Source organism: Sulfurospirillum sp. HTRB-L1, from assembly GCF_059415125.1.
Genome location: NZ_JCAHZR010000001.1, coordinates 372,078 through 396,600 on the forward strand (window position 1 = coordinate 372,078; position 24,523 = coordinate 396,600).

29 protein-coding genes are annotated in these 24,523 nt (G+C 48.2%); 18 read left to right on the forward strand and 11 right to left on the reverse strand.

What is annotated here, in order from left to right; translation table 11 throughout:
• Window positions 1-5: 5 nt before the first annotated feature.
• The 7 genes from AC5SLM_RS01740 to AC5SLM_RS01770 all read right to left on the reverse strand — a co-directional run bounded on the left by AC5SLM_RS01740 (window position 6) and on the right by AC5SLM_RS01770 (window position 5,760).
• Complete coding sequence (locus tag AC5SLM_RS01740) at window positions 6-206, reverse strand: tautomerase family protein (protein ID WP_495249201.1); 201 nt, start codon at window positions 204-206, stop codon at window positions 6-8.
• On the reverse strand, window positions 206-595 hold the full coding sequence (fliW, locus tag AC5SLM_RS01745; RefSeq protein WP_495249202.1) for a flagellar assembly protein FliW: 390 nt from the start codon (window positions 593-595) through the stop codon (window positions 206-208). The genes AC5SLM_RS01740 and fliW overlap by 1 nt, the downstream gene beginning before the upstream one ends.
• Window positions 595-1,752 carry an OmpA family protein gene (locus tag AC5SLM_RS01750; RefSeq protein WP_495249203.1) on the reverse strand — a complete coding sequence of 386 codons (1,158 nt, stop codon included), beginning with the start codon at window positions 1,750-1,752 and terminating at the stop codon, window positions 595-597. Before AC5SLM_RS01750 ends, fliW begins: the two co-directional genes overlap by 1 nt.
• Window positions 1,752-3,020 (reverse strand): MotA/TolQ/ExbB proton channel family protein, encoded by a 1,269-nt coding sequence (locus tag AC5SLM_RS01755; protein ID WP_495249204.1) that lies wholly within the window; start codon window positions 3,018-3,020, stop codon window positions 1,752-1,754. Before AC5SLM_RS01755 ends, AC5SLM_RS01750 begins: the two co-directional genes overlap by 1 nt.
• A 97-nt stretch (window positions 3,021-3,117) precedes the next feature.
• On the reverse strand, window positions 3,118-3,816 hold the full coding sequence (locus tag AC5SLM_RS01760; RefSeq protein ID WP_495249205.1) for a DUF445 domain-containing protein: 699 nt from the start codon (window positions 3,814-3,816) through the stop codon (window positions 3,118-3,120).
• Window positions 3,817-3,854: 38 nt separating this feature from the next.
• Window positions 3,855-4,925: a class II fructose-bisphosphate aldolase gene (gene fbaA / locus AC5SLM_RS01765; RefSeq protein ID WP_495249206.1), complete on the reverse strand. Its 1,071-nt coding sequence runs from the start codon at window positions 4,923-4,925 to the stop codon at window positions 3,855-3,857.
• Window positions 4,926-4,944: 19 nt separating this feature from the next.
• The gene (locus AC5SLM_RS01770; RefSeq protein WP_495249207.1) at window positions 4,945-5,760 is read right to left on the reverse strand and encodes a peptidylprolyl isomerase; all 816 of its coding nucleotides are present in this window, start codon (window positions 5,758-5,760) and stop codon (window positions 4,945-4,947) included.
• A gap of 110 nt (window positions 5,761-5,870) precedes the next feature.
• Between AC5SLM_RS01770 and AC5SLM_RS01775 the strand changes: the two genes are divergently transcribed.
• Together AC5SLM_RS01775 and AC5SLM_RS01780 are read left to right on the forward strand one after the other, a co-directional pair.
• Complete coding sequence (locus AC5SLM_RS01775) at window positions 5,871-6,518, forward strand: endonuclease III domain-containing protein (protein ID WP_495249208.1); 648 nt, start codon at window positions 5,871-5,873, stop codon at window positions 6,516-6,518.
• Window positions 6,518-7,897, forward strand: a complete 1,380-nt coding sequence (locus AC5SLM_RS01780; protein ID WP_495249209.1) for a sensor histidine kinase — start codon at window positions 6,518-6,520, stop codon at window positions 7,895-7,897. The genes AC5SLM_RS01775 and AC5SLM_RS01780 overlap by 1 nt, the downstream gene beginning before the upstream one ends.
• 2 nt (window positions 7,898-7,899) lie before the next feature.
• Here the strand turns inward: AC5SLM_RS01780 and AC5SLM_RS01785 are convergent, their stop codons facing one another.
• Genes AC5SLM_RS01785 through AC5SLM_RS01795 form a run of 3 tightly spaced genes read right to left on the reverse strand, consistent with a single transcriptional unit; the run spans window position 7,900 to window position 10,462 of the window.
• On the reverse strand, window positions 7,900-8,610 hold the full coding sequence (locus AC5SLM_RS01785; protein WP_495249210.1) for a response regulator: 711 nt from the start codon (window positions 8,608-8,610) through the stop codon (window positions 7,900-7,902).
• 3 nt (window positions 8,611-8,613) lie between these two features.
• The gene (locus tag AC5SLM_RS01790; RefSeq protein ID WP_495249211.1) at window positions 8,614-9,177 is read right to left on the reverse strand and encodes a thioredoxin family protein; all 564 of its coding nucleotides are present in this window, start codon (window positions 9,175-9,177) and stop codon (window positions 8,614-8,616) included.
• Window positions 9,164-10,462, reverse strand: coding sequence for a M28 family peptidase (locus AC5SLM_RS01795; protein WP_495249212.1), 1,299 nt, complete (start codon window positions 10,460-10,462; stop codon window positions 9,164-9,166). Before AC5SLM_RS01795 ends, AC5SLM_RS01790 begins: the two co-directional genes overlap by 14 nt.
• A 49-nt stretch (window positions 10,463-10,511) precedes the next feature.
• Here AC5SLM_RS01795 and AC5SLM_RS01800 point away from each other — a divergent pair, with 49 nt between their 5' ends.
• From AC5SLM_RS01800 to AC5SLM_RS01810, 3 genes are all read left to right on the forward strand, one after another.
• Entirely contained in the window at window positions 10,512-10,706 is a 195-nt protein-coding gene (locus AC5SLM_RS01800) for a hypothetical protein (RefSeq protein WP_495249213.1), read from the forward strand.
• Window positions 10,703-11,602, forward strand: a complete 900-nt coding sequence (gene cmoB / locus AC5SLM_RS01805; RefSeq protein WP_495249214.1) for a tRNA 5-methoxyuridine(34)/uridine 5-oxyacetic acid(34) synthase CmoB — start codon at window positions 10,703-10,705, stop codon at window positions 11,600-11,602. Before AC5SLM_RS01800 ends, cmoB begins: the two co-directional genes overlap by 4 nt.
• Before the next feature lie 174 nt (window positions 11,603-11,776).
• Complete coding sequence (locus tag AC5SLM_RS01810) at window positions 11,777-12,298, forward strand: PaaI family thioesterase (RefSeq protein ID WP_495249215.1); 522 nt, start codon at window positions 11,777-11,779, stop codon at window positions 12,296-12,298.
• Here the strand turns inward: AC5SLM_RS01810 and AC5SLM_RS01815 are convergent.
• A complete protein-coding gene (locus AC5SLM_RS01815) occupies window positions 12,295-12,888 on the reverse strand; it encodes an MBL fold metallo-hydrolase (protein ID WP_495249216.1) in 594 nt (197 codons plus the stop codon). The genes AC5SLM_RS01810 and AC5SLM_RS01815 overlap by 4 nt on opposite strands.
• Window positions 12,889-13,041: 153 nt before the next feature.
• Here AC5SLM_RS01815 and AC5SLM_RS01820 point away from each other — a divergent pair, with 153 nt between their 5' ends.
• From AC5SLM_RS01820 to AC5SLM_RS01880, 13 genes are all read left to right on the forward strand, one after another.
• Window positions 13,042-13,845: an NAD+ synthase gene (locus tag AC5SLM_RS01820; protein ID WP_495249217.1), complete on the forward strand. Its 804-nt coding sequence runs from the start codon at window positions 13,042-13,044 to the stop codon at window positions 13,843-13,845.
• A gap of 12 nt (window positions 13,846-13,857) precedes the next feature.
• Complete coding sequence (locus AC5SLM_RS01825) at window positions 13,858-14,991, forward strand: DegT/DnrJ/EryC1/StrS family aminotransferase (protein WP_495249218.1); 1,134 nt, start codon at window positions 13,858-13,860, stop codon at window positions 14,989-14,991.
• Window positions 14,972-15,919: a tetraacyldisaccharide 4'-kinase gene (locus tag AC5SLM_RS01830; RefSeq protein ID WP_495249219.1), complete on the forward strand. Its 948-nt coding sequence runs from the start codon at window positions 14,972-14,974 to the stop codon at window positions 15,917-15,919. Before AC5SLM_RS01825 ends, AC5SLM_RS01830 begins: the two co-directional genes overlap by 20 nt.
• Window positions 15,920-16,069: 150 nt before the next feature.
• Window positions 16,070-17,989: an HD domain-containing phosphohydrolase gene (locus AC5SLM_RS01835; RefSeq protein WP_495249220.1), complete on the forward strand. Its 1,920-nt coding sequence runs from the start codon at window positions 16,070-16,072 to the stop codon at window positions 17,987-17,989.
• 82 nt (window positions 17,990-18,071) lie between these two features.
• Entirely contained in the window at window positions 18,072-18,923 is an 852-nt protein-coding gene (gene argB, locus AC5SLM_RS01840) for an acetylglutamate kinase (protein WP_495249221.1), read from the forward strand.
• The gene (gene cutA / locus AC5SLM_RS01845) at window positions 18,920-19,252 is read left to right on the forward strand and encodes a divalent-cation tolerance protein CutA (RefSeq protein WP_495249222.1); all 333 of its coding nucleotides are present in this window, start codon (window positions 18,920-18,922) and stop codon (window positions 19,250-19,252) included. The genes argB and cutA overlap by 4 nt, the downstream gene beginning before the upstream one ends.
• Window positions 19,239-20,723 (forward strand): threonine synthase, encoded by a 1,485-nt coding sequence (gene thrC, locus AC5SLM_RS01850; protein ID WP_495249223.1) that lies wholly within the window; start codon window positions 19,239-19,241, stop codon window positions 20,721-20,723. The genes cutA and thrC overlap by 14 nt, the downstream gene beginning before the upstream one ends.
• Window positions 20,720-21,439 carry a 3-deoxy-manno-octulosonate cytidylyltransferase gene (gene kdsB / locus AC5SLM_RS01855; protein ID WP_495249224.1) on the forward strand — a complete coding sequence of 240 codons (720 nt, stop codon included), beginning with the start codon at window positions 20,720-20,722 and terminating at the stop codon, window positions 21,437-21,439. Before thrC ends, kdsB begins: the two co-directional genes overlap by 4 nt.
• 35 nt (window positions 21,440-21,474) lie before the next feature.
• A complete protein-coding gene (locus tag AC5SLM_RS01860; protein ID WP_495249225.1) occupies window positions 21,475-22,245 on the forward strand; it encodes a transporter substrate-binding domain-containing protein in 771 nt (256 codons plus the stop codon).
• Between the two features lie 39 nt (window positions 22,246-22,284).
• Window positions 22,285-23,046 carry an amino acid ABC transporter permease gene (locus AC5SLM_RS01865; RefSeq protein WP_495249226.1) on the forward strand — a complete coding sequence of 254 codons (762 nt, stop codon included), beginning with the start codon at window positions 22,285-22,287 and terminating at the stop codon, window positions 23,044-23,046.
• Between the two features lie 33 nt (window positions 23,047-23,079).
• Window positions 23,080-23,655: a flavin reductase family protein gene (locus AC5SLM_RS01870; RefSeq protein ID WP_495249227.1), complete on the forward strand. Its 576-nt coding sequence runs from the start codon at window positions 23,080-23,082 to the stop codon at window positions 23,653-23,655.
• Window position 23,656: 1 nt separating this feature from the next.
• On the forward strand, window positions 23,657-24,148 hold the full coding sequence (locus AC5SLM_RS01875; RefSeq protein WP_495249228.1) for a hypothetical protein: 492 nt from the start codon (window positions 23,657-23,659) through the stop codon (window positions 24,146-24,148).
• Complete coding sequence (locus AC5SLM_RS01880; protein ID WP_495249229.1) at window positions 24,145-24,507, forward strand: nitrous oxide-stimulated promoter family protein; 363 nt, start codon at window positions 24,145-24,147, stop codon at window positions 24,505-24,507. The genes AC5SLM_RS01875 and AC5SLM_RS01880 overlap by 4 nt, the downstream gene beginning before the upstream one ends.
• Window positions 24,508-24,523: the final 16 nt, after the last annotated feature.

Sequence of the window (24,523 nt, forward strand, 5' to 3'; positions counted from 1 at the left end):
CTATCTTACTGTTTTTTTCGCAACACTTCCACGCTCTCTCCCCCGATCCCCCAATTCTCCAAAGGCACCTCGTCAATCACCACCACCGTCGTGGCAGGGTTTTTTCCAAGCACGCGCACAAGCAAATCCGTAACACCTGCGATAAGTTCTTTTTTTTGTTCCTTGGTTGCACCCTCTTCGGTGATTTTAATGTTTACATAAGGCATTAGGACTCCTCCATAAGTGAGCGAATACTCTCGGCCATACCGTATTCTGGATACTCTTGGCGTGCCAAAACCGCTTGGGCAACGGTCTGATTGTCGTGGTTAAAAATCAGTGGGGCCAGAAAATTCACACGCGATTCATCCAGGGGATGTTGCAAAACAACGATACCATAAACCCCCACCTTTGTTCCCGCGTCAATCTCCAATAACGCGTTAATAAACGGCGGAATATTGACCGTATATTCCCTGAGTTTAAAAGGATTAACCAGGGTAAATGAAATCTTTTCATTGCTCACATCCCGCAAGGAGGCAAAGGTTTCATCAATCATACTAAGGCGCACGCGGCTCATCTTCTCAAAACCTAAAATCTCCGATTTTACGTCGTATTCCATCAATATTCTCCCTTTAAAAATGTCTCAATCTCACTCATGGCTTGTTTGTTAGAAATGCTAAATTTAATCTCAATCCGCCGTGAAGCTTCCTTGTTTTCCACGCCATTGGTGTAAATTTGGTCGCTAAAAGAACGCCCACTCGCGCTCACGTACCGTTGCAACAAAGTGGCATCCTCTTTGCGCCACTCATACAAAAAGGCCATCACCGAAAGGGCACGTTTTTGGGAGAGGTCGAGGTTATACATGTAAGACCCATCCGAGTCTGTATGCCCCTCAATCACAATCCGATCCAAATGCTCTCGAATATTTCCATCCCCCAAAAGCACTTCCAAGTACGGCAAAAGAGTGGACTGCAACGTGGCTATAGCCTCGGACTTTAGCGTGTACGAACCCACATCAAAAAGCACCGAAGAAGGAAGCCTAATGGCGCCACTTGCGGCGTCCACGTCAATCCTATTGCCCAGTTTTTCTTTAAGTTGGGCAATCACCGCGATGCGGATGCCCGTCAGGTTTTGGATGCGCGCCTTAGTCAAATCCAAATCCTCTACCAATTTTTGATGGGCTAGGGTTTTATCAAGCAGCGTCTTAGCCAAGAGGGCCAACTCCCCCTCTTTTAGCGCAATCATATTGCTCAACGCTGCGCTCTTTTCACGGCTTACATGTAAGGCCTCTTGCACCTCTTCTTTGGCTTGCGTTTCCTCTAGTAAAAGCAACTTCAACGCCGCCACTTCTTGCACAGAGAGCACCAATCCTTCCCGCGCTTCTTTGAGTTCTTCTCCTTGTTCGGCCAACAAAGCGCGCGCAGCGGCAAGGGAAGCTTCTGTAGTATCAGCTTGCGCATGAAGGTCGCGCAAGGCTTTTTCAAGTTGGGCTTTTGTAAAACTTAGCTCCACATTTTGCGCACGCGTAGCGATGAGTTGGTCTGTCACGCTCGCCACATCGCGTTTTTTTTGGGCCAACTCTTCTTCACTAAGTTGCAAAATCCGTTTTTGCTCGTCTAAATCCGTTTTAATAGCGCGCAAATCCCCTTGCATAAAGACGTATTTGACCACAATCGCGCCAATGAGGAGGATGAACACAAAGAGCAACCCTGCCATCAAATCCGCATACGCCACCCAAAAATTTTGATCTGAGCTAGCGGAACGTTTGAAGCGCATTACCGTAGACCGTCAAGCTTTTTGATGATTTGCTCGGTCTCAGCATCAATCATCCGTAAATTCTCGCGCAAGGCTTCCACTTCACTGTTTTTTGGCACATCGCGCCCAAACATAGAGGCCTCTTCCTTAAACCCGTTAAGCAAGGCCGCAAAATTTTGCGCAAAGGCTTGCATCGTAGCTTCTGTATTGGAGGCATTTTTCTCAAGCTGTTCTCCCATCAAGCGCACACCTTCGTGAAAGGTTTTAGCACTCTCTTCTTGGGCTTTTGCAGCATGTTCACGCGCCTTAAACAGCCCCTCTTGCAAGGCCGTGACCGAGAGGGTCAATTGGTGCACCGCGTCCAAAATATGTCCGTGCAAAACCCCCAAATCACGCTGTTTTTCTTGGGACGTACTAAGGGCTTCCATCCCCGCCTTAAGGTGTTCTGCACCCATGCGCACGGATTGTGCCTCCAAAGAAAGCATGCTATCAAAGAGTTCAAATTTTTCCTCGATGCTTTTGCCAAGACGTTCAAAAAAGTCATTGGAGCTCAAACGCTCAAACATGTTCCCAATCTTTTCAAAATGTTGAAGATTTTCCCTCAAATACGCTTGTTCTATCTCTTCTTTTGTCCAAAACAAAGCCAAGCTCTCATGTTTTATCGCCGCAATATCCTTATCAAAAACGCTCAACCCACGTTTTTCAAAGAAAATCCACCACAAGGAGAGCAAAATCCCGTAAATCGACACGTAAAAAGCCGTACCTACCCCCGTGAGCAGCAAACTAATCTCCTGCTCAAGCGCATCGGCAGTCTGGGACGAAAAATCGGGCATGGTCATAGCGATAGAAATAAACGTCCCTAAAATCCCCATCGTGGGAAAAATCCCCGCTCCCACGGAAGCATAATTATCATTGCGAATTCGTTGCGAGTAGGCCGTGATAAAATCTTCAAAAGAAGCGTTTGACTTGGTACTTTCCCCAATGCGCATGAGGTTTTTCACCACATAAGCCTTAAGTTCTGCGCGAAATTCTTCTTGGTGTTTGCGAAAATAACACGCGCCAAAGGCACCGTTGTGACGCGCAAACACCAAGGCAACGGCAAAGATAAGCCCAATGAGCACCACACTGTGTCCGCCCACGCGAAAATCCAACACGCCCACATAGCCAAAAACGAAATACATGTAAACAACAGCAGGAAGGGCGATGATTTTAAGGTAGGTAAAAAAACAGTGGTTGGTGGTGTTTTTTTGAAGCGAAAGTGATGGAAGTGAAATCTCGGGTGTATGCATGTAACCCCCTTTTTTACTTTGATACGCCTTTAAAGCAAAGCTCTAAAGACTACGCTAACGCTGAGTTTCCTTCGGCAGGAAGCCCGCGCACCGCAAGCTAAAGCACTAAAGAACTTAGTAATCCAATGAGAGCACCAAAAAATCCTCCCCACACCACAAGCCATCCTAAATGTTCGTGGATAAGCCGCTGTACCATCTCTTTTACCATCACAGGCGTTAGCTCGTTGAGGCGTTTTTCGATAATCTCTTCTACCATCGCCAAGGTATCTTCACCAAGGGAAGAGCGGTGCAAGGTTTCGTGCATTTGCGCACTAAACGCATCGCTAGAAACCAGTTTTTTGAGGGATTCGCGCAAGCGATTTGAAAAAGGTTCACGCAAGCTCTCTAGTGCTTTTTCGCCACCAAACATCCCAAGCATCGACCCAAATTTTGACTCCATCACACTTTGAGAAAGCGCGTCAAACGTAGGGGAAAAATCCGTCCCTTCGATGAGCGGTGAAAGGTCAAGACGTTTTTCTTCGTTGGCAAAAAAGGCATCAAGCTGTTCTTGGGTAAAAAACTGCTCCATCATAAGGGTCTTCACCGCTTCTTTAAAGGCTTCAAAACGCAATAAAATCACGCCAGAACCGTATAAAAAAGGTACTTTTTCAAAGAGCATGTGCACGGCTAGCTGGTTTGTCAAGGCTCCCGAGAGCCCAAACAAACCCGCCATCAATAAAGGTTTTAAATCAAAAACAAAAGAAAGGGCGACCAACCCCGCACAAATAAGGTTTGTCACAAGACTTTTTGAGAACATTTTTACCTCTTACAAGTAAGGGTTTTAACACAGCAACCCTACAAACGATTGAGCGCATTAAGGTCGCTAAAGGCAGTTTGCAGGCGTTTGACCATGCTTTTTTCGCCTTCGCGAAGCCACTTGCGCGGATCATAAATCTTTTTATTGGGTTTATCTTCCCCTTCGGGATTACCAATTTGCCCTTGCAAATAAGCGTGGTATTGCTTGACGTAGCCTCGCACACCATCCCAAAATGCCCATTGGGTATCGGTGTCGATATTCATCTTTACAACGCCATAGCTTACCGCTTCTTTAATCTCTTCTAGCGTTGAGCCGGACCCGCCATGAAAGACGAAATTCACAGGTTTTTCACCTGTGCCAAACCTCTCTTGAATATACGCTTGTGAATTGGCCAAAATACCTGGGCGCAGCACCACATTTCCCGGTTTATATACCCCATGCACATTTCCAAAAGAAGCGGCGATGGTGAATTTGTCGCTTATTTTTGAAAGCCGCTCGTACGCGTACGCCACCTCTTTGGGCTGGGTGTACAGCAAGGCGTTGTCCACATGGGTGTTGTCCACGCCATCTTCTTCGCCACCGGTGACACCCAGTTCGATTTCAAGGGTCATGCCAATCTTACTCATGCGTGCCAAGTACTGCTCGCACGTAGCAATGTTTTCCTCCAAAGGCTCTTCAGAGAGGTCAAGCATGTGTGAACTAAATAAGGGTTTGCCCGTTTGTTCAAAATGGCGCTCGCTCGCGTCTAAAAGTGCATCAATCCACGGCAACAATTTGCGTGCGGCGTGGTCGGTGTGAAGCATCACGGGCACGCCGTAGGCTTCAGCCATCAAATGCACATGGGTAGCACCCGAAATGGCTCCTAAAAGCGCGGCTTCATCGCCATCAATCCCTTTGCCCCCATAAAACTGCGCGCCTCCGTGGGAAAATTGCACAACAATGGCAGACCCCGCAACCTTGGCAGATTCAAGCACCGCATTCACCGAATGGGTGTTTACCACATTGACCGCAGGCAAGGCAAACCCCTCTTGTTTTGCATGATCAAAGAGTTTTTGCACATCCGCTCCATGCACCACACCCGCTCCAACAATGTCCAAAAGCTTTGCCATTCTCAACCCCTCGCTAGCGTTATTTCATTTTCACATCAGCCGTTTGGCGAAGCCCTTTGGCTTTAGCCGAAACCGCGTCACGGAATGCTTCCATTTTAAGCGCATTAGCAATCTGACCCTTGGCTTCTTCAAAGCTTACTTTTTCATTTGCTTTTTTCTCTTCTGTCAAAATAACATGGTAACCAAACTGTGTTTGAATAGGCGTTGCGCTTAATTCACCTGCTTTAAGTGCAAAGGCGGCGTCGCTAAAAGGTTTTACCATTTGACCCTCGGCAAACCAACCCAAATCACCACCGTTTTGCGCGCTACCATCGGTAGATTTTTCTTTCGCTAGGGTGCTAAATTTTTCATTTAACGCCGCCCCTTTGAGGCCTTTGAGTTCCGCGATAATCCCTTTTGCAGTAGCTTCGTCTCGTACTAAAATATGGCGCGCTTTGACGCGGGGAGGTGTAACAAATTTTTCGCTATTTTGAGCGTAAAATTCTTTAAGCTTTGCCTCACTCACGGTTGTTGTATCGTAGATTTTTTTCATCCAAATCTCAAGGGCGATTTCATCTTTTACTTGGGCAAGGGCTTCAAGATAGGCAGGGTCTTTTTCGATGCCTTCTTTTTTGGATTGGGCAGTCAAAAGCTTGCGCTCAATGGCTTGTCCAATGACTTGTTGCTGTGCTTCCTCAGGAAGAGCATGAAAAGAAACTTGATTGGGCATTGCTTGCATGAGGGTTGCAATATCTTTGTCTGTTATGTCTTCACCATTAACGGTTGCATAAACCGCTGCTTGTAAACTAAGTGCTGCCGCGAGGCTAAGAGATGTACCGAGTAACCATTTTCGCATGTGCTATCCTTGAAGTGTTATATTTTGCCAAATTGTAGCCAACTGGGCATTAAAGGGGGATTATGCCCAAGGGAAGTAAACCGTTCTCAAATACTGCTATAATGTCCCCCATGAAACGTCCAACAAAAGCCGCGATTGCCACCTTAAAAACACGTTTTTTAGCCCGATACGAGGGGGCAGTTTCTGAACTCTCTTACCGTTCCTTGTACGAGCTTATCGTGGCAGTCATGCTCTCTGCACAGTGCACCGACAAGCGCGTTAACCTCATCACTCCTGCTCTTTTTGAGGCCTTCCCTACTCTCGAAGCCCTCTCAAAAGCAGACCTTCAAGAGGTGACATCACTGATCAATACGTGTTCATTTTTTAACAATAAAGCCAAAAACCTCATCTCCATGGCGTGCAGTGTGATGGAAGAATTCGAGGGCAAAATCCCCCTTGAAGAAAAAGCCCTCATGAGCCTTGCGGGTGTTGGACAAAAAACCGCCCATGTGGTACTCATCGAATACACCAAGGCCAATGTTATGGCGGTCGATACCCACGTTTTTCGCGTTTCTCACCGCCTAGGACTTAGCCGCGCTAAAACACCTGCTAAAACGGAAGAGGAGTTGATTCACGCTTTAAAAACTGACCTTCACACACTCCATCAAGCCTTTGTGTTGTTTGGGCGTTACATTTGCACTGCTAAAAACCCCAAATGCGAAACCGATTGTTTCGTGCGTGAATTTTGCCAAACCACCCAAACCTTTAAGCCCGCCTAATGCGCTTTTCCTTCTTGCAGCCCTTCTTGCAACCCTTTCGTCACACCTCTTTAGAGTTTCGTTTGATTTTCCTCGGGCTTAGTATTGTTTTTTTACTCACTGTTTTTCACATAACCCATTATGCGACGCAACACCACCACCTTAAAACATCCTACATACACCAAGTCGCCCAAAAAAACATCCAAAATGTTGCCTTGTTAGCCCAAATGCACCTCCAAGACAAAGAGACGTTGTTGGTTTTGTTGCGCAGGCTTCAGCTTAATAATCCAGAAATGTTTTACATCGGCCTCTCTAGGCAAGGGGAGGAATTCTTGCACGTCGTCCTTGAAGACACCACCTTTCCCTCTCCTCCTTTGCACCTTGAGCGCACTATTGACGCCACACCACCCGTCACCTTACATGTAGTGTTTAATCAAAGCAAGATTGAAACAAAACTCACCCAACCTTTCTTACCTTTGTACGAGATTCTTCTCTTAGGTGGGCTGTGTGCGTTGTTTTTAACCGCAGGGGTTTTGCTTTGCACCAAGTCTTTGCGGCGGTTTACATGTACTCTTTTTGAAAAAACCCGCAAAGAAGACCCCTCTTTGCGCCATACGCCCAACGAAGCCTTATTGATTGAGCGGTGTTTTAACTCCCTTTCCCACACCAACCAATCCCAACAAACACGGCTTGAGATGTTAAATTTGCACTTTGAAGAACTCATTGATGCCAAAACATTCTCTCTCAAAGCAGAAATCAAAGAAAAAAATGAAACCCAAAAGAACCTAGAAATCTCCAACCAAGAAAAAACAATTCTCCTTAAAGAGGTGCACCACCGTGTCAAAAACAACCTTGCCGTCATCGCAGGGCTCATTCGAATGCAATCACGGCGTATTGCCGATCCTAAAACAAAATCGCTCTTTGTTGACCTGCAAAACCGCATCAAAACCATGGAGCTCATTCACACCAACTTGTACACATCCAAAACCTTTAACAAAATCAACATGAAGCACTACCTTGCCTCGTTGGCCCAAAACCTCAATAAAACCTTTTCTGAAGAGTGTGAAACCATTACGTTTTTTGTCAGTTGCGATGCATTGCTTTTGGAAATCGACCAAGCTATCACTTGCGGACAGCTTGTTAACGAACTCGTCACCAATGCCTTTAAGCACGCGTTTAAGGAGAGGGAAGAAGGGCATATTTGGGTTGCAATGAAAGAGGTGGAGGGGATGATTGAATTGCGCATAGAGGACAGCGGGAAGAGCGTACAAGAAGGCACCCCGCAATCTTTTTCGCTGGGACTTTCACTCGTGCATGAACTGACCAAGTACCAACTTAAAGGGAAGGTTGAAGTGCAAAACGAAGGGGGATTGCGCTACACCATCACCTTTAAAAAATAACCCTATTTTGCCTTATGCACGCGAATACGATACCCCGTAGAAGTAACGTTTTCGATGATATCTTCGCCCAATTTTCCACGCACCCGCCGAATCAATGAGCGCAAGGTAGCCGTATTAACAGGTTTTCCTTCCCACACAAGGCGTTCAATGGTTTCATAGGTCATGGTTTTATTCATATTATCCACCAACAATCCCACCAATAAACGCTCTTTTTTAGTGAGCACAATAGGAATGTCGTTTTTATAAATCTGACGTTCAAGCAAGTCGTATTGGTAACCTTTGGCTAGCACAATACGGTTATTTTTACAGACCACGCGCGAAGCAGGAGAGAGCTCGTGCTTGCTTTTAAACAACGCGATTTGAATGGAACTGTTGAGCTGATGCTCATCCACAGGCTTAACGATGTAGCCATAAGGCTTTGTTACTTGCGCTTTTTTCAGGGTTTGTTCGTCGCTGTGCGCCGTTACGTAGACCACGGGGATGGCTAAGGTTTCTTGGATATAGCGCACAATCTGTGTTCCATCTTCCCCATTTTCAAGCTTAATGTCCATCAATACCGCATCAGGACGGTGGGCCTCAATGCTTTTTAACGCATCGGCAGTATTGGTGCACATGTCATCCACCACATACCCAAATTCTTCTAGACATTGCTGCATATCTAGCGCAATAATCACCTCATCTTCAACAATCACAATATGTGGAGATTTTTTCATTGGTTACCCCGTAATAGTATCAATCCATTTAATCGAACAGCCCATAGAGGGAACCTGTTCTTTCGGCGGTTGTTTGCCGCTAAAAAGGTGCATAATCGCTTCACGCAACTCTTCTTTTTTAACCTTGCTAGCATCTTTCCAGTAATCATCCACCCGCCCATGGTAAAACAACGCCCCCTTGCCATCAAACAAAAAAATGTCGGGCGTACACGTTGCGTTCAAAGAGCGCGCAACTTTTTGATGGTGGTCGATGAGGTACGGAAAGGGAAGGTTAAATTCGGCAATCTTATCAAGCATGTGCGCTGGAGAATCCTCGGGGTAGTTAGGGTGGATATTGGGGTTAATCGCCACCACACCCACGTCTACCTTGGAGGCAAACTCTGCCACTTCCACCAAACGCTCCCAAAGGGCTTGATTGTACGGGCAATGGTTGCACACAACGTAAATCAACAACCCCGTGCTTCCCATCATTTCCTTTGAACTGTACGCTTTACCGTTGGGATCTTCCAGTGCAAAATGTTGCAGTGGCGTTCCAAGTTCGACAAGAGCAGATTCAAGCAGTGCCATAGGTTTTCCTTGTTACAATTCTTTGGACAATCTCAACCACGCGGTGGACAGACGCTACCAAACACCGCTCTTTCACCGTGTGAGGGGCTTCGATGCGCGGCCCAAGGGAACACACTTCAAGGGAAGTATCATGCTTGGAGAGCAACACGCCACACTCTAACCCCGCATGGATTCCCGCAAATTCCGCCTCTCCCCAAACAGCCGCAGCTTCTTCTTTTACCACCAAAGCAAACGGACCAATGTGGGGCTTCCACGGAGGTGTTTCATCTTTAAACGCCACCGCAAAACCGCCCAACGCCAACAGCGCTTTCGTCTCATTTTTGAGGGTTTCTAGCCCTTCTTTATGCATAGCACGTGCAAAAAATTCCACACGCAAACACGTATCAGACGAAAAAAGGAGTGAAAGATTGATGCTTTGACTCGGGAGCGCTAAGGTCGCATCCCACCCACGTACACCCTGCGAAAATGCACAAAGTGTTTTGAGTATTGTATCAGAATTCGCCAAAACCTTCTCACAAGGCTCTAAAAGCGGCTTACATGTAAAGAAACTTTCCTTACATGTAAAGGGTTTTGGCATCATTACAACCGCGCGTGCTGCGGTGGGGATGGAATTAATCCGCTCCCCGCCTTCTAGGTGTACAAGCGCGCATTCTTGCTCTGCCAAAGCGTGGACGAGCAATACAATAGCGTTGGGGATATTCTCATGAATCTGAATCCCCGAATGTCCTCCGCGCAACCCCGAAACACAAACCTCATAAAGTGTCCACGCCTTAGGCGGTGCCGCAAATTCAAAAGGAAGTGTCCCAATGATGTCCACGCCTCCTGCACACCCCACAAACACCTTCCCCTCTTCTTCGCTATCAAGATTAAGCAAACAAGGGCTTTGAACCTTCAATTCCAACCCATTGGCACCCAAAAGGCCCACCTCTTCGTCATTGGTAAAGAGGCATTCTAAATGGTCTTGGGTGTGCAACAAGGAGAGCATCATCGCCACGCCAATGCCATTGTCCGCCCCCAAAGAAGCGTCTTTGGCGCACAAATACCCCGCTTCTTCTTGGAGTAAAATGCGCGGTGCATTGCCCATGCATACCATGTCATAATGGGCTTGCAAACAGACCTTGGGCGCGCCTTTTTGCGCCAAAATATTGCCTGCTTTATCCACGCGCACAGAAGCACCACAGGCTTTTGCTTCTTGTATGAGATGGGCGCGCATCGCTTCTGTGTCGAAACTGCAATGAGGGATGGTGCACAAGGCGCTAAATCGCGCTAAAACATCCGATGACACACGGCTTCCTTTACGTAAACTTTAAAAACAATATGCTACTATTTCTTCCATGAAAAAGGCATTAATACTCATCCTCTTCGCCCTTACCTTCCAAGGGTGCTTATACCTCAACGACCGTGGTGTTTCCACACGTTATTATAACGATTGCAAAGAGTATTATGACTCAATGGGCGTGTACCGTAAAACGTGTGATGAAAACCTTGTTGATTTTAGTGATCTTAACCCTAAAAAGCTTCGTCAATGACCCTTGATGCGCTTCGCCAAGAGCGCCAAGGGTGGCTTACGTGGAAAAACATTGCGCCCTTGCGCGACTTACTTGCCACACTTCCAGACCCAACGGGCAGCACCTTTACATGTAAAGACAGTTTTACTCTTGAAAACCCCACTTTTGACACAGAAGCCAAAGAAGCCATTGCGCGCGCGGCTTGGGAACTACGTCCGTGGCGCAAAGGGCCCTTTGACCTTTTTGGTACCCTCATTGACGCAGAATGGCAAAGCTTTATCAAATACAACTTGCTTGCCCCTCACCTCAACCTAGAGGGAAAAATCGTCGGAGACATCGGGTGCAACAACGGTTATTACCTGTTTCGCTTACTGGAAAAAAACCCGAAATTGCTTGTGGGGTTTGACCCTTCGCCCTTATACAAAACCCAATTTGATTTCATCAACCATTTTGCCCAAACCCAGATTGTCTACGAACTCCTTGGCATCGAGCACTTGCCTTTATACGAACACCGTTTTGACACCTTGTTGTGCCTAGGCGTTTTGTACCACCGCAGCGACCCAGTAGGGGCACTCAAAGCCCTCGCAAAGGGACTCACCAAAGAGGGTGAGCTGTTTTTAGACACCTTTATGATAGACGGGGACGAACCCGTGGCACTGTGTCCGGGTAAATCCTATTCAAAAATCCCCAACATTTACCACATTCCCACCATCAAAGCCTTGGAAAATTGGGGGGAGAAAGCGGGTTTTGGAAGTATGGAAGTGCTAGATATTGTCCCCACAAATAGCCTCGAACAACGTAAAACAGAGTGGATTTTGGGAGAGAGCTTGGAAAATTTCCTGGACCCCAACGACGCCACTAAAACCATCGAGGGCTACCCTGCCCCCAAACGGCTGTATGTAAAATTTTTACGCTAAATGCCGATGATGTCGCACAGATTAATAGACCTCTTAAAAACACATTTTTAAGAGGTCAAAGCACTAAAGGTGCGCGAGTCCTCCGCTGGGGAGAACTTAGCGTTAGCGTAGTGTTTGAAGCTTTGCTTGAAACACGTATCGAGAGTTCTTGCAGAACTCTAACAAGGAGCACTTATGGCTGAAGCCAAAGACGAGATCGTTCAAACCCCTGAAGTAGAAGAAGATTTTAGTGAAAGTTTCGAGGACGATACCGTTGCGCTTCACATCAATAATGCCTTTTCTGATGATCTTAACACCCACCAGCGGATTAAAAACATTCTGTGTGGAACGATTATGTCCCTTGAAAAAGGGTATGCGCGTGTCAACCTTCTCACCACCAATGACATGATTGTGGATGAGCTTGGGCTTATTCACAGCGGGTTTATTTTTTCCGCAGCAGACTACACCGCGGTTGCCGCGGTCAATGAAGAAAACATCGTGGTCATTGGCGCGAAAACAAGCTTTCTTGCCCCCGCCAAGGTGGGAGATTTGTTAGAGTTTGAAGCCAAAGCCAAATTTGAAGACTCTAGAAAGCGTGAAATCACCGTCACAGGAAAGATTAATGACATCAAAATCTTCGAGGGCGTGTTTCACGCCGTTGTCCTAGAAAAACATATCTTCAAAACCAAAATCAAAAACGCACGACGCGACTACTAAAGTGCCATGACCCATTGGGGCAAGGTGTATTGCTCCCGCGTCACAGTGGAAGCTTCTCCGTGCCCTGGATACAAGGGCATGTCTGTTTGAAATTTTAAAAATTTTACAATGCTTTTTTTCATGGCTTCGGGAGAGCTAAAGGGAAAATCCACCCGTCCGATGGAACCGGCAAAGACAAAATCACCCGTAAAGAGCATCCCTTCAACTTCAATAGCGCTGCATCCGGGCGTGTGGCCTGGAAAATGCCAATATTGCACCTTCATCCCACCAATCTCAAAAACCGCATCCCCTTCCACTAGCACATCAGGCACACTGGGCGTAATCCCCAAGCCAAAAGGGTCATCTTGCAGCATAAACGCATCCTCTTTAGGGCAATACAGGGGCACCTTTAACTCCGTTTGCAAGGCATGGTTTGACCACACGTGGTCAAAATGGCCATGGGTATTCAAAATGGCTAAGGGGTTTGATACATTTTCTTTGACCCACGCAATCGCGCCCATACCCGGATCGATAATCAGCTCGCCTTGCGGGCTTACAACAATATAACAGTTGGTTTGATACGACCCCATCGGTTGACATAAAAGTTGCACAAAATCTCCTCAAAAAGAACAATGTTTGGTGGGCATTTTACCCCATTTTGGCAAAAACTTAAGTAAAATCATTACATGTAAAAGCCCATCTCAAGAATATTTTTAGTATACTCTCTCCTTTGAGACATCTTAACCCAAAAAGACGAAACCCAAGTGAAAAAATTTGAACGTATCACTACTTTTTTGATGCATTTTCTCACCGAAGAAGTCACTAAGATTGGCCTCGGGCGTGTTGTGCTTGGCCTTAGTGGCGGTATCGACTCTGCCGTGGTCGCCCTCTTGGCCAAACGTGCTTTTGGCGACAATATGCTCTGCGTGATGATGCCAGATACCCACTCCAACCCCCAAAGTCTAGAAGACGCCAAAGCCTTGTGCGCGGCCTTTGATTTACCCTACGAAATCCACCCCATTGGCCCGCTCACCCAAGCGTATAACCACGACAACTCCCTTTCCCCTTTACGCCAAGGCAATTTTGCCGCCAGAATGCGCATGGCGGTGTTGTATGACATCTCGGCGCGCGAACATGCCCTTGTCCTTGGCACGAGCAACAAAAGCGAGCTTCTTTTGGGCTATGGCACCTTGCACGGCGACCTTGCGAGTGCCCTTAACCCCATCGGGGATTTGTACAAAACAGACATCTTTGAATACGCAGCGTACCTTGGTGTCATCCCCGCCATTTTGTCCAAACCTCCTTCGGCTGACCTATGGGAAGGTCAAAGTGATGAGGAAGAGTTGGGGTACACTTACGCACGCATTGACACTTTTTTTCGCGCTTATGTGGATGAGCGCGCCACCAAAGAAGAGTTGCTAGAACGCGGGTTTGAAGCACCGCTCATCGACATGCTACTGCACCGCATTTACGCCAACCATTTTAAACGTCGCCAAGCCATCATCGCAAAACTGAGCGAGCGCACTATTGGCCACGATTTTTTATACCCTAGAGACATTAAACACTAAAAAGGAGAACAGGTGAGAGAAATTCCGTTTTACAAACCCTCTATCGACGCCAAAGAAAAAACATTGGTCAATGAAATCCTTGAACTCAAAGAACCTATCATGGTTGAGACGCTTGAAAAAAATATGCGTCAGTTCATTGGCGCACCCTATGCCATCTCAACCTACAACGGTACCGCTGCGATGCACCTTGCCATGTGCGCCATGGATTTAAAGCGCGGCGATAAAATCATCTGCTCCGTCAACTCCTTCCCTTCCGTAGCCGAGGTGGTACGCCACTTTGATGCGGAGCCTATTTTTGTAGACATTGACAAAGAAGATTACATGATCGACCCCAATGCCCTCGAAGCGGCACTGGAAAAGCATAACCACAAAAAACTCAAAGGGATTTTTGTCTCTCACGTGGGCGGACAAAGCGCGGACATGGGACGCATCGGCGAACTTGCTACACGCTATGGGGTTGCCATTATTGACGATGCTAGCCAAGCCTTGGGCACCAAATACGACGGCAAAAGAATCGGCTCCTCTGGCTCAACGGTTTCGTGCTTCCGCTTTAGCCCGCAAATGCGCCATCCCCTTGCAAGTGGTGGGATGATGGTCACCTCCGATGAAGAACTGGCCAAACGCGCCATGCTCCTTCGCAACCACGCCATCGTCAATGACGGGTGGGATGCCTATGGAAACTTGGGCTATGTGTATGACGTGGTAGACATCGGGGTGAAATACGACATGAATGAGCTCAGCGCCGCCTACGCCATCGGCCAACTCTCCAAAGCCGAAGCGTTCATCAAACGTCGCCAAGCCATCGCTGCAACGTACGATGCTGCCCTTAAAGATTGTCCGCACATCACCACGCCCGTGAAAAAGCGCGACCACGTTTACACCCAATACATCATCAAAGTCGACAAAAACCGTGACAGTTTTGCCCGCGAACTCAAAGAACGCGGCATCTTTACCGCCTTGCATTTTATCCCGTTGCATTTGCTCACCTATTACAAACAAAAATATGCCTTGCGGGTCAATGATTTCCCCCAAGCACTCCAAAATTACCAGCAAATTCTCTCCCTACCTATTTACGCAGCACTTAGCGACGAAGAAGTACAGTACATTTGCAAGCAAGTTAAAGAAGTTGCTAGTTCGCGCGTTTAATCGCTACCTCTATGCTTGGGGGGAACACTACATGTACCGCCCAGGCATTGCGGGTTACCTTTTGGCGGGTTTACTCCTGCCTCTCTCCTTACTTTACACCGTAGCTGTTGTTCTCAAGCGCCTTCTTGCCTCACCCCGTTCTTTTGGCATTCCTGTGATTAGCATTGGAAATTTAACCCTAGGGGGGAGTGGCAAAACCCCACTCACCATCGCTTTGGCCGCGCCCCTAGAACACACCGCCGTTGTTTTGCGGGGGTACAAGCGCCAATCTAAGGGAATGCGCGTGGTGAGCCATTGGGGAAAGCTTACATGTAAGGTGCAAGAAAGCGGCGATGAAGCCATGTTGTATGCCAAAATGCTTCCAAACGCCCTTGTGATTGTTAGCGAAGACCGCGTTGAAGGAATTTTAAAAGCCAAAGAACTGGGGGCGAAAGTGGTTTTTTTGGATGATGGGTTTAGCAAGGCAGGGATTGAAAAATTTGACATCCTCATTCGCCCCACACCACCCCCCGCTCTTCCTTTTTGCCTCCCTTCTGGCCCCTATAGAGAGCCTTTTTGGGCTTACCGTTATGCCAATATGGTTGTAGCGGAGGGAAAAGATTTTGTGCGCAAGGTTCAAGTAGAAGACCCTACTTCTGCCATGGTGCTAGTCACTGCCATTGCCAATCCAGCACGACTCAATCCTTTCTTGCCCCTCAATCTTGTGGCTTCTTACACCTTTCCAGATCACTACATGTACACCCAAGAAGAACTCGCCGCTTTACTCAAACGCCACAACGCCACTTCGTTGCTAGTGACCCATAAAGACGCCGTAAAGCTTGAGGGCTTTGGCCTTCCCCTCTCCTTACTCACCCTCACCCTTGAGGTTAGTCCCTCCTTACACAATACGGTTTCCACGTACTTGCACCAACATGGTGCGCAGTATTAAAACGTCAAAAATTAGCTATACTCTCATCAGGAGAGTTGGTACAAAACTTTCGATACCCTTTAAAATAAGACGTCAAAACCTGCACTGCCCCATAGTGTACATGTAAGGATTGTCTTAAGGACTTATAACACCATCGACCAAAGAGACCTTATGCCTAGACCCGTGCACGCCCTTGCTTTTATCGCCTTGCTTGTGCTCTACCCCAGTACCGCATTTTTGCTTCTTGGCCTTGGGCTTCTTGAACAAAGCACCAACGTCTTTCCTATCTGGCCACCCGCTGGCGTGGCCTTACTTTTTTTTATTTTTACTAAAGAGGCGCGCGGGTCGGTACTCTTTTTGCTAGGGGTAATATGGTCAACAAACACCTTTGTGCTCTCCAATGCCCCCTTGCTTTCTTTTGGAATCGCCCTTGGTAGCACCCTTGGTCCCTTGTTAAGCTACAGGCTTCTTAAAGGTGTCTTTCAAAAGCCCATCTTTAGCCGCATACACTTTACCACCATCTACCTCACGGCGCTCATGACAGGTGCTACCCTCTCCGCGCTCAATGGCAACTTTTGGCTTTTTGCCGCGGGGCTTATGGACCTTTCCTTTGTGCCTACGGGGTTTATCGGCTGGATTGTAGGCGATTTTATCGGGATGCTTCTTTTGAGCTCTGTGGTTATTTTTGCACACTCCCCCGCAAAAACCCCTCTAAAATCCATGTTTTTAGACCCTTCTTTTTTGGCAAACACCTTCCTTGTCTTTGCCCTTTCATACCACCTGCTTACCACCACACTCCTTTCCCATGTGGAATTTTTCATCCTCATTCCCCTGCTTGTTGTACTGATTCTTCACCGCGAACGGGCTATCTTCATCAACGGCATCGTGCTTTTTTGTGTGGGGATTTACGCCATTTTGTGCCCACTTGGTGCCTGCAATTTTGATGAAACCATCGCCTTTACCGTGCTTCACCTGCAAACCTTTATCTTTTTTGTCTACGCAGCAGGGTACATCCTTTGCGCGGCCTTAAACCAAGGAGAAGCCCTCTTAAAAGAGCAAAAGCAAATCAACGAAGAAACCCTCATCACCTTTGCCCAAATTATCGAAGAAAAAGATGCCTACACCGCAGGGCACTCAGGCCGTGTGGCAGAATATTCTAGGGCAATTGCCTCAAAAATGGGCCTTCCCCTAAGCGACCAAGAACTCATCTATAAAGCAGGACTTGTGCATGACATCGGCAAAATCATCACACCCGAGAGCGTCTTGCTCAAGCCTGGAAACTTAAGCGAAGCCGAATACGCACTCATGAAACAACACGCCAGCGTGGGCGCGCAAATGATTGGAAAAATTCAAAGTTTCAAACCCCTTGCGACCATCGTGCGCCACCATCACGAATGGTTTGATGGCGCAGGGTATCCTGATGGCCTACAAGGTGAAGCAATCCCTTTGCTCTCCCGCATCATGATTGTCGCTGATGCCTTTGATGCCATGACAACCAACCGTATCTACAAGGCCAAAAAAACCATCCCCGAAGCCATTGAAGAGATTAAAATCATGCAAGGTACGCAGTTTGACCCTGTGGTTGCCGCCTACGCTGTGGATGTTTTCTCCACCCTTTCTGAAATCCGTGCTTATGAGCAAAATGTGATTGATTTTTCTAGTGGGGCCGAGGCGGAACGGTTTGCTTATTTTTTCAAAGACTCCCTCACCGGCTTGTATAACACCATTTATTTCGACACCCTCATGCACCATGAGAGCCAAAAGGCGCGCTACCGCTGTTTGAACATCGTCTTTCTCAAAGGCATGAACGATTACAACCACCGTTTTGGCTGGGCTAGTGGCGATGCCTTGCTGCGTTCTTTTGCTGCGTTCTTAGAACGCGCCTTTCCCGATGCCTTGCTCTTTCGCGCGTACGGGGATGATTTTATTATTCTCTTGCCCAAATACCTTGAACTCGCCCCTGAGGATTTTGAAAGATTTGAGCCTTTCTGCAAGGGAGAGATTGGTTTTTCCCTAAAATGCGTCTATTTTGACAAGAAGAGAGTTGCAGGCGCAGAAGAGTTAGAAAAGCTTCTTTTTCAAGGGGTATGATTTCTTTACATGTAAGGAAAATTAGCCTTTTTTTAGCCTTTTTTTGATAAAATGGGCTCTTTTTCACCCCAAGGAGTCGCCCTTGCAACGCAAAATTCAAACTGCCAAAACCATCTTAACCGCCCTGCCTTACATCAAAAAGTTCACCAAAAAAACCGTCGTCATCAAATACGGTGGCGCGGCCCAAATCAATCCCGAATTAAAAGAAAAATTCGCCCAAGATTTGGTCTTGTTGTACCTTGTGGGCATCAAACCTGTCATCGTCCACGGGGGCGGTAAGCGCATTAACGAGCTTTTAGACAAGCTCCACCTTGGCACCCAGTTTATCGATGGCATGCGCGTCACCGATGAAAAAGTCATGGAAGTAGTCGAAATGGTGCTCAGTGGTAGCATCAACAAAGAAATCACCACCCTTTTAAACCACCACGGCGCCAAAGCCATCGGCATCAGCGGCAAAGACGCCAATTTTCTCAAAGCCAAACCTCTTTTAGGGGGCAAATACGGCCTCGTGGGGGAAATCACCGAAGTTGACCACCAAGTCATTGAAAACCTCATCAACGAAAAATTCATCCCCGTCATCGCGCCCATTGGCTCAGGCGACACCACTGAGCATCCTGGCTACAACATCAACGCCGACTTGGCTGCGAGTAAAATTGCCGTGAGTTTAAAGGCCGAAAAAGTCCTCTTTCTCACCGACACCCCCGGCGTGCTTGACAAGGAAGGCACCCTCCTCTCCTCCTTAACCGCTGCCCAAGTAGAAGCCCTCAAAGCCGATGGCACTATTTACGGGGGCATGCTTCCCAAGGTGAGTGCGTGCATGGAAGCGGTGAGCGGAGGCGTTAAGCACGCCCACATCATCGACGGGCGGGTTGAACACTCCCTCTTGCTTGAACTTTTTACCGACGAGGGCGTGGGAACGGTATTTAGCCAATGAAACCCTTGTTGGTTCTTTCTACTGCACCCTCGCGCGAAGTGGCCAAAACCCTCGCAAAAGCCCTTTTAACACGCAAACTTGCTGCGTGCGTGAGCCTCCAAGAGGGGGTGACTTCTTTTTTTGAATGGGAGGGCGTCCTCCAAGAAGAAACCGAGGTAATGTTGCTCATTAAAACCAAAGAGGCGCTGTTTAAAGAACTCAAAACAACGCTTTGCGCCTTGCACCCTTACGAGGTGCCCGAAATCATTGCACTAGAAATCTCCCAAGGGCATCACCCCTATGTGCAATGGATTGATTCGCTTACAAAGGACACACATGAAACTCATTGAAACCCGTGGAAATGACGGCGTCAAACCAACTGCTGTGGATTTTTCCCAAGCCATCCTCTCACCCAGTGCGAGCTTTGGAGGGCTTTACGCTCCCCAAGACTTTCCTACCCTTGAGGCAGATTTTTTCACCAAAGCAACCACCCTTTCCTACCAAGCATTAACCCTAGAAATTTTAAAACGCTTTGAAATCGACATTCCAACAGCCGTGCTAGAAGAGGCCGTGGGATTGTACGGCGCCTTTGACGACCCAAACAACCCAGCCCCCCTTGCCAAACTCGAAGAGAACCTTTTTGTCAGCGAACTTTACCACGGCCCAACCCGTGCCTTTAAAGACATGGCCTTGCAACCTTTTGGGCACATCCTCTCCCACCTTGCCAAAGAACGCAAGGAAAACTACGTCATTTTAGCGGCCACCAGTGGCGACACAGGCCCCGCCACCCTCGACACCTTTAGCGACAAGCCCAACATCCAAGTGGTGTGCTTGTATCCCCAAGGGGGCACGAGTGATGTTCAGCGATTGCAAATGGTCACTGCCAAAGGTGAAAACCTCTCCGCTTTGGGCATCAAAGGTAACTTTGACGACGCGCAACGCGCCTTAAAACGTTTGTTAAACTCTCCTTCGTTCTTAGAACACCTCACCCGTAGCAACCTCAAGCTTAGCGCGGCCAATTCGGTGAACTTTGGGCGCATTATCTTTCAGATTATTTACCATATTTTTGCCTACGTGCAACTCCTTAAACAAGGAGAGATTCGCACAGGAGAGTCTGTGTACCTCACCATTCCCAGTGGTAACTTTGGCAATGCCCTGGGAGCGTTTTACGCTAAAAAAATGGGCTTGCCTGTGGAGAAAATCCTCATTGCTTCCAACATTAACAACATCCTCACTGAACTTTTTACCTCGGGTGTGTACGATGTGCGTGAGCGTACCTTACTGCAAACCACCTCGCCCGCCATGGACATCTTGGTCTCCTCCAATGTAGAACGACTGCTCTTTGCCTGCTTTGGGCCTACGCGCACCCGCGAACTCATGGAAGCCTTGCAAACCCAGCACGTCTACACCCTCACTGCCCAAGAGCTTGCTTCGTTGCAAGAGCACTTTGGCGCAACCTATTGTGATGATGCCTTTGCCAAAGAAACCATGCGCGCATATGCCCTCAAAGGCTACGTCCTAGACCCGCACACGGCTACGTGCCTCAAAGCAACTTCCCTTGCAACAAAGCCCTTGAAAAACATTCTTTGCTCCACCGCCGAGTGGACCAAATTTGCCCCCACACTCTTTAGTGCCTTGCAACAAAGCCCACGAACACACCCTGATAAAGTCGCTCTTGAGGGTGTTTCCAATGCCTTACATGTAAGGATTCCTCGCGCCATTGCTGACGTGTTTAGCGCTCCTGTGCTTCACCCCCAGGTGGTTGAGCAAGACGCGATTGAATCCACCATTATTTCGCTTCTCACTAAAGAGCCCGCATGATTCTCATCCCTGCGCGCTTGCAATCCACCCGTTTTCCCCAAAAAATCCTCGCACCCATCCATGGGGTGCCCATGGTCATCGCTACGGCAAAACGGGTGCAAGAAGTAGACCGTGTTGCCATTGCCACGGATGCTCCTGAGGTAGTTGCGCTTGCCAAAAGCTACGGTGTTGAAGCCGTCCTTACCTCCGATGCTCACCAAAGTGGCACAGACCGCATCAACGAAGCGGCCAATACACTCGGCCTTGGCGCGGAGGAAATTATCCTCAACGTCCAAGGGGATGAGCCCTTTATTGAGCCCCAAAACGTTGCCGCCCTTTTCCAAAAAGTCCGCGACCTTTCCCACCTTCCTTGGGCCATGGCCAGTTGTTTTAAGGCCATCACACCAGAAGAAGCCACCGACCCCAATCTGGTCAAAGTCGTGTTAAACCACGCCAACCAAGCCCTCTATTTTTCCCGCTCCCCCATCCCTTATGACCGCGATAAAGCGGGTGTGCCCTATTGGGGACACTTGGGGCTTTATGGCTTCACACGTTCGACATTGAGCGCTTTTTGCGCCCTTCCAAGCGCACCCTTAGAGGAGATTGAAAAACTCGAACAACTTCGCGCCCTCTACCACGGACACACCATTACTATGGTGAAGGTTACCTCGCAAAGTTTTGGCATCGACACCCCGGAGGATTTAGAGAGGGCGTTAAAGCTGTTTCCCAGTAAGTAGCGGTATACTACTTTCATCTTTTTTAAGGAGACACCATGAAGCAACTTTTGATTGCACTGCTCACCACGGCCTCTTTTCTTTTTGCTGCTCCTCCCCTAAAAGTAGGCATGGAGCTGGCCTATCCTCCCTTTGAAATGAGCCAAACGGACGGCACACCCAGTGGCGTGAGTGTGGACTTTGCCAAAGCATTGGCCAAGGAACTTGGGCGGGAATTGGTCATCGAAAACATCGCGTGGGATGGTCTGATTCCCTCACTGCGCACGGGCAAAATAGACCTCATCATTTCCTCCATGACCATCACGCAGGAGCGCAAAAAAAGCATCGCTTTTTCCATTCCCTACGCCCAATCCAACCTCGCCATCCTCACCCACCCCAAAGCGGACGTGCAGGGCATTGAAGACTTGAATCAAAAAGGCAAACGCGTGGCAGTCAAAAAAGGCACCACGGGGCATATTTATGCTGCTGCAAACCTTCCTAACGCGCAACTGCTCGTCTTTGACCGTGAAAATGCCGCCGTATTGGAAGTCATCCAACAAAAAGCCGATGGGTTTTTGTACGATCAGCTCACCATTTACCGCAACTGGGACCGCCACCAAGAAGCAACCATCGCCCTTTTGAAACCCTTTCAAGAAACACCCGAATACTGGGGCGTTGCCTTGCGCCAAAGCGACACTGAGCTCAAAGCCCAAGTGGATGGGTTTATCGCTAAAGCCAAAAAAGATGGCACCTTTGATGCCTTTTCACGCACCTACCTTTCTAAAGCCCGTGAAACCTTTGATGGCCTTGGCATTCCTTTTTTCTTTTAGGAGTTAGCCATTAGGTTTAAGAGATTTTTCATCGACCCCTTGGAGTACAAAGAAACCTCCACGCTTCCGCGCCTTGTTTACTGGGTTAACGCCTTTTTACTGGTGCTTGGCGTGGGGGCGTTGGGGGCGTTTATGTTTCAAAACTCCCTTTACACCTTTGAGTGGTCAGGGGTTTGGGGCTACCGCCAAAAGTTCATCGATGGCTTTGTCATGACCATCATCATCTCTTTTAACGCCCTTGTGCTAAGCATCTTTTTGGGCCTCTTCTTTGCCTACGGGCAAGGCTCAAAAATCATTCTCTTGCGTTTTTTTAGCCGCTTTTACGTGGAGCTCATCCGCGGCACGCCCCTTTTGGTACAAATCCTCATCTTTTTTTACGTCTTTGCCAACAACCTTGGCTTTGATAACCGCTACATCGTCGGCACGGTCATCCTTGCGCTTTTTGCAGGAGCCTATGTCACTGAAATCATCCGCGCAGGGCTTCAAAGCGTGGGGCTAGAACAGTTTGAAAGTGCCAAAAGCCTTGGGTTTTCACCTTTTCAAACCTACCGCTACATCCTCTTTCCCCAAGCCCTCAAACGCATCTTACCCCCACTTACGGGCCAGTTTGCTTCCATCATCAAAGACTCTTCACTGCTCTCCATCATCTCCATCAGCGAATTCACCATGAACGCCCAAGAAGTCAACGCCTACACCTACTCCACCCTAGAGAGCTACATCCCTCTAGCCATCGGGTATCTTGCACTCACTTACCCCATCTCCCTCTTTGCCGCACGCCTTGAAAAACGCTTAAAGGATTGATACACTTGCGTATTTACATGTAAAGGAACTTCCATGCAACTTGATTTTTCAACCCTTTCGGCCAATGACATTTACAAGCTGGTGAGCTACTCCATTTTTCCTCGTCCCATCGCGTGGATTGTGACCGAAGATGCGGGTGTTGTAAACCTTGCTCCCTTTAGCTACTTTGCGCCCATGACATCCAAGCCTCCTGTGGCGGTGGTTTCCATCGGCCAAAAAGAAGATGGCTCTCCCAAGGATACCCTTGCCAACTTGCTTAAGACCAAAAAAGCGACGATTTGCATCGCCAACAAAACCCACGCGGATTTTGTGAGCAAGAGTGCCCAGCCTCTGCCAAAATCCATCAGTGAATGCACCCATTTTTCCATCCCGACACAACGCATTAGGGAAGATTTTCCGCCCATCATCCAAGGGGTTCACGCCGCATTTTTTGTCACCCTTCGCGAAACTTACCCCATCGAAGGAAGCACGACTACACCAGTATTTGTCAACCTCGAAGGGGCTTATTATGAAGATGGGGTGATTGATGGGAGTTTACATGTAACCATGGAAGCCCTTGGACGCATGGGCAAATATTACCTCATCGACCCTACTTATCAAGAGGCTTGAGGTGTATCAATCCTTTTTGGTAGCTTTTCTGGCACTCTTTCTTTTAAGCGGATGCCACCCTGCGCCGCCACTTCCCAAGGTTTCTTTGGAGGAAAAGTTACGTTCCATTCCCTATGTAAACACAGAAGAAGCGGCCCGTTTGGCCCACGAAGCGCACACCTACGCACAGGTGCTCAAAACCCGCTATGGCGCCACCTCGGCCCCAAGGCTTCACAACCTTTGGGTAAACCTTGGCTTTAAAGAACGCGGGTTGTGCTGGCATTACGCCCACGACCTCTTTGCCCACGTGCGCAGTTTGGAGCTTAAGAGTATTGAAAGTGTGATTGTGGTGGCAAATCTGGGGTCTTATTGGGAAGAACACAGTGCCGTGGTTGTTACATGTAAGGGGTGCGACATCACCACAGGGGTGCTACTTGATGCGTGGCGAAGCCCTGAGGGACTCTTTTACACGCCTGTATCTAGCGACCCAACGTACACATGGGAGAGACGATGAAAGAAGAAAAATTTGCCACCGACGCAGCAACGGTGCTAAAATTTATCGCAGTGTATTGTGAGGACAAACACCACGACGCGCCCAAAACCCACCACGTCTGGCCTTTAACATACCGCGAAAAAACCCTAGGCGAGGTAGAAGCGTCCTTGTGCGTACCGTGCAAAGAGACCTTTGAGTACTCCCTTGCCCGCCTACAAGCCTGTCCCCACGAAGAAAAGCCCAGTTGCCGCAAATGCCCCGCACCCTGCTACGACAAACCCCGTTGGAAGCTTTTGGCGCGCATCATGCGGCACAGCGGCATGAAACTGGGGCTTTTGAAAATCAAAAAGCTTTTCACTAGAGCTTCCACAAAGCCCTAAACACGTTTTACAAAAA

Coding starts and splice junctions, on each gene's coding strand:
- AC5SLM_RS01790 (WP_495249211.1), bottom strand. CDS start 9,177: ATGGCACTGCTTGAATCTGCTCTTGTCGAACTTGGAACGCCACTGCAA.
- thrC (WP_495249223.1), top strand. CDS start 19,239: ATGAAACTCATTGAAACCCGTGGAAATGACGGCGTCAAACCAACTGCT.
- AC5SLM_RS01780 (WP_495249209.1), top strand. CDS start 6,518: ATGCGCTTTTCCTTCTTGCAGCCCTTCTTGCAACCCTTTCGTCACACC.
- AC5SLM_RS01770 (WP_495249207.1), bottom strand. CDS start 5,760: ATGCGAAAATGGTTACTCGGTACATCTCTTAGCCTCGCGGCAGCACTT.
- AC5SLM_RS01760 (WP_495249205.1), bottom strand. CDS start 3,816: ATGTTCTCAAAAAGTCTTGTGACAAACCTTATTTGTGCGGGGTTGGTC.
- cutA (WP_495249222.1), top strand. CDS start 18,920: ATGAAACCCTTGTTGGTTCTTTCTACTGCACCCTCGCGCGAAGTGGCC.
- AC5SLM_RS01750 (WP_495249203.1), bottom strand. CDS start 1,752: ATGCGCTTCAAACGTTCCGCTAGCTCAGATCAAAATTTTTGGGTGGCG.
- kdsB (WP_495249224.1), top strand. CDS start 20,720: ATGATTCTCATCCCTGCGCGCTTGCAATCCACCCGTTTTCCCCAAAAA.
- AC5SLM_RS01775 (WP_495249208.1), top strand. CDS start 5,871: ATGAAACGTCCAACAAAAGCCGCGATTGCCACCTTAAAAACACGTTTT.
- AC5SLM_RS01755 (WP_495249204.1), bottom strand. CDS start 3,020: ATGCATACACCCGAGATTTCACTTCCATCACTTTCGCTTCAAAAAAAC.
- fbaA (WP_495249206.1), bottom strand. CDS start 4,925: ATGGCAAAGCTTTTGGACATTGTTGGAGCGGGTGTGGTGCATGGAGCG.
- AC5SLM_RS01870 (WP_495249227.1), top strand. CDS start 23,080: ATGCAACTTGATTTTTCAACCCTTTCGGCCAATGACATTTACAAGCTG.
- AC5SLM_RS01835 (WP_495249220.1), top strand. CDS start 16,070: ATGCCTAGACCCGTGCACGCCCTTGCTTTTATCGCCTTGCTTGTGCTC.
- AC5SLM_RS01785 (WP_495249210.1), bottom strand. CDS start 8,610: ATGAAAAAATCTCCACATATTGTGATTGTTGAAGATGAGGTGATTATT.
- AC5SLM_RS01740 (WP_495249201.1), bottom strand. CDS start 206: ATGCCTTATGTAAACATTAAAATCACCGAAGAGGGTGCAACCAAGGAA.
- AC5SLM_RS01880 (WP_495249229.1), top strand. CDS start 24,145: ATGAAAGAAGAAAAATTTGCCACCGACGCAGCAACGGTGCTAAAATTT.
- cmoB (WP_495249214.1), top strand. CDS start 10,703: ATGACCCTTGATGCGCTTCGCCAAGAGCGCCAAGGGTGGCTTACGTGG.
- AC5SLM_RS01860 (WP_495249225.1), top strand. CDS start 21,475: ATGAAGCAACTTTTGATTGCACTGCTCACCACGGCCTCTTTTCTTTTT.
- AC5SLM_RS01800 (WP_495249213.1), top strand. CDS start 10,512: ATGAAAAAGGCATTAATACTCATCCTCTTCGCCCTTACCTTCCAAGGG.
- fliW (WP_495249202.1), bottom strand. CDS start 595: ATGGAATACGACGTAAAATCGGAGATTTTAGGTTTTGAGAAGATGAGC.
- AC5SLM_RS01810 (WP_495249215.1), top strand. CDS start 11,777: ATGGCTGAAGCCAAAGACGAGATCGTTCAAACCCCTGAAGTAGAAGAA.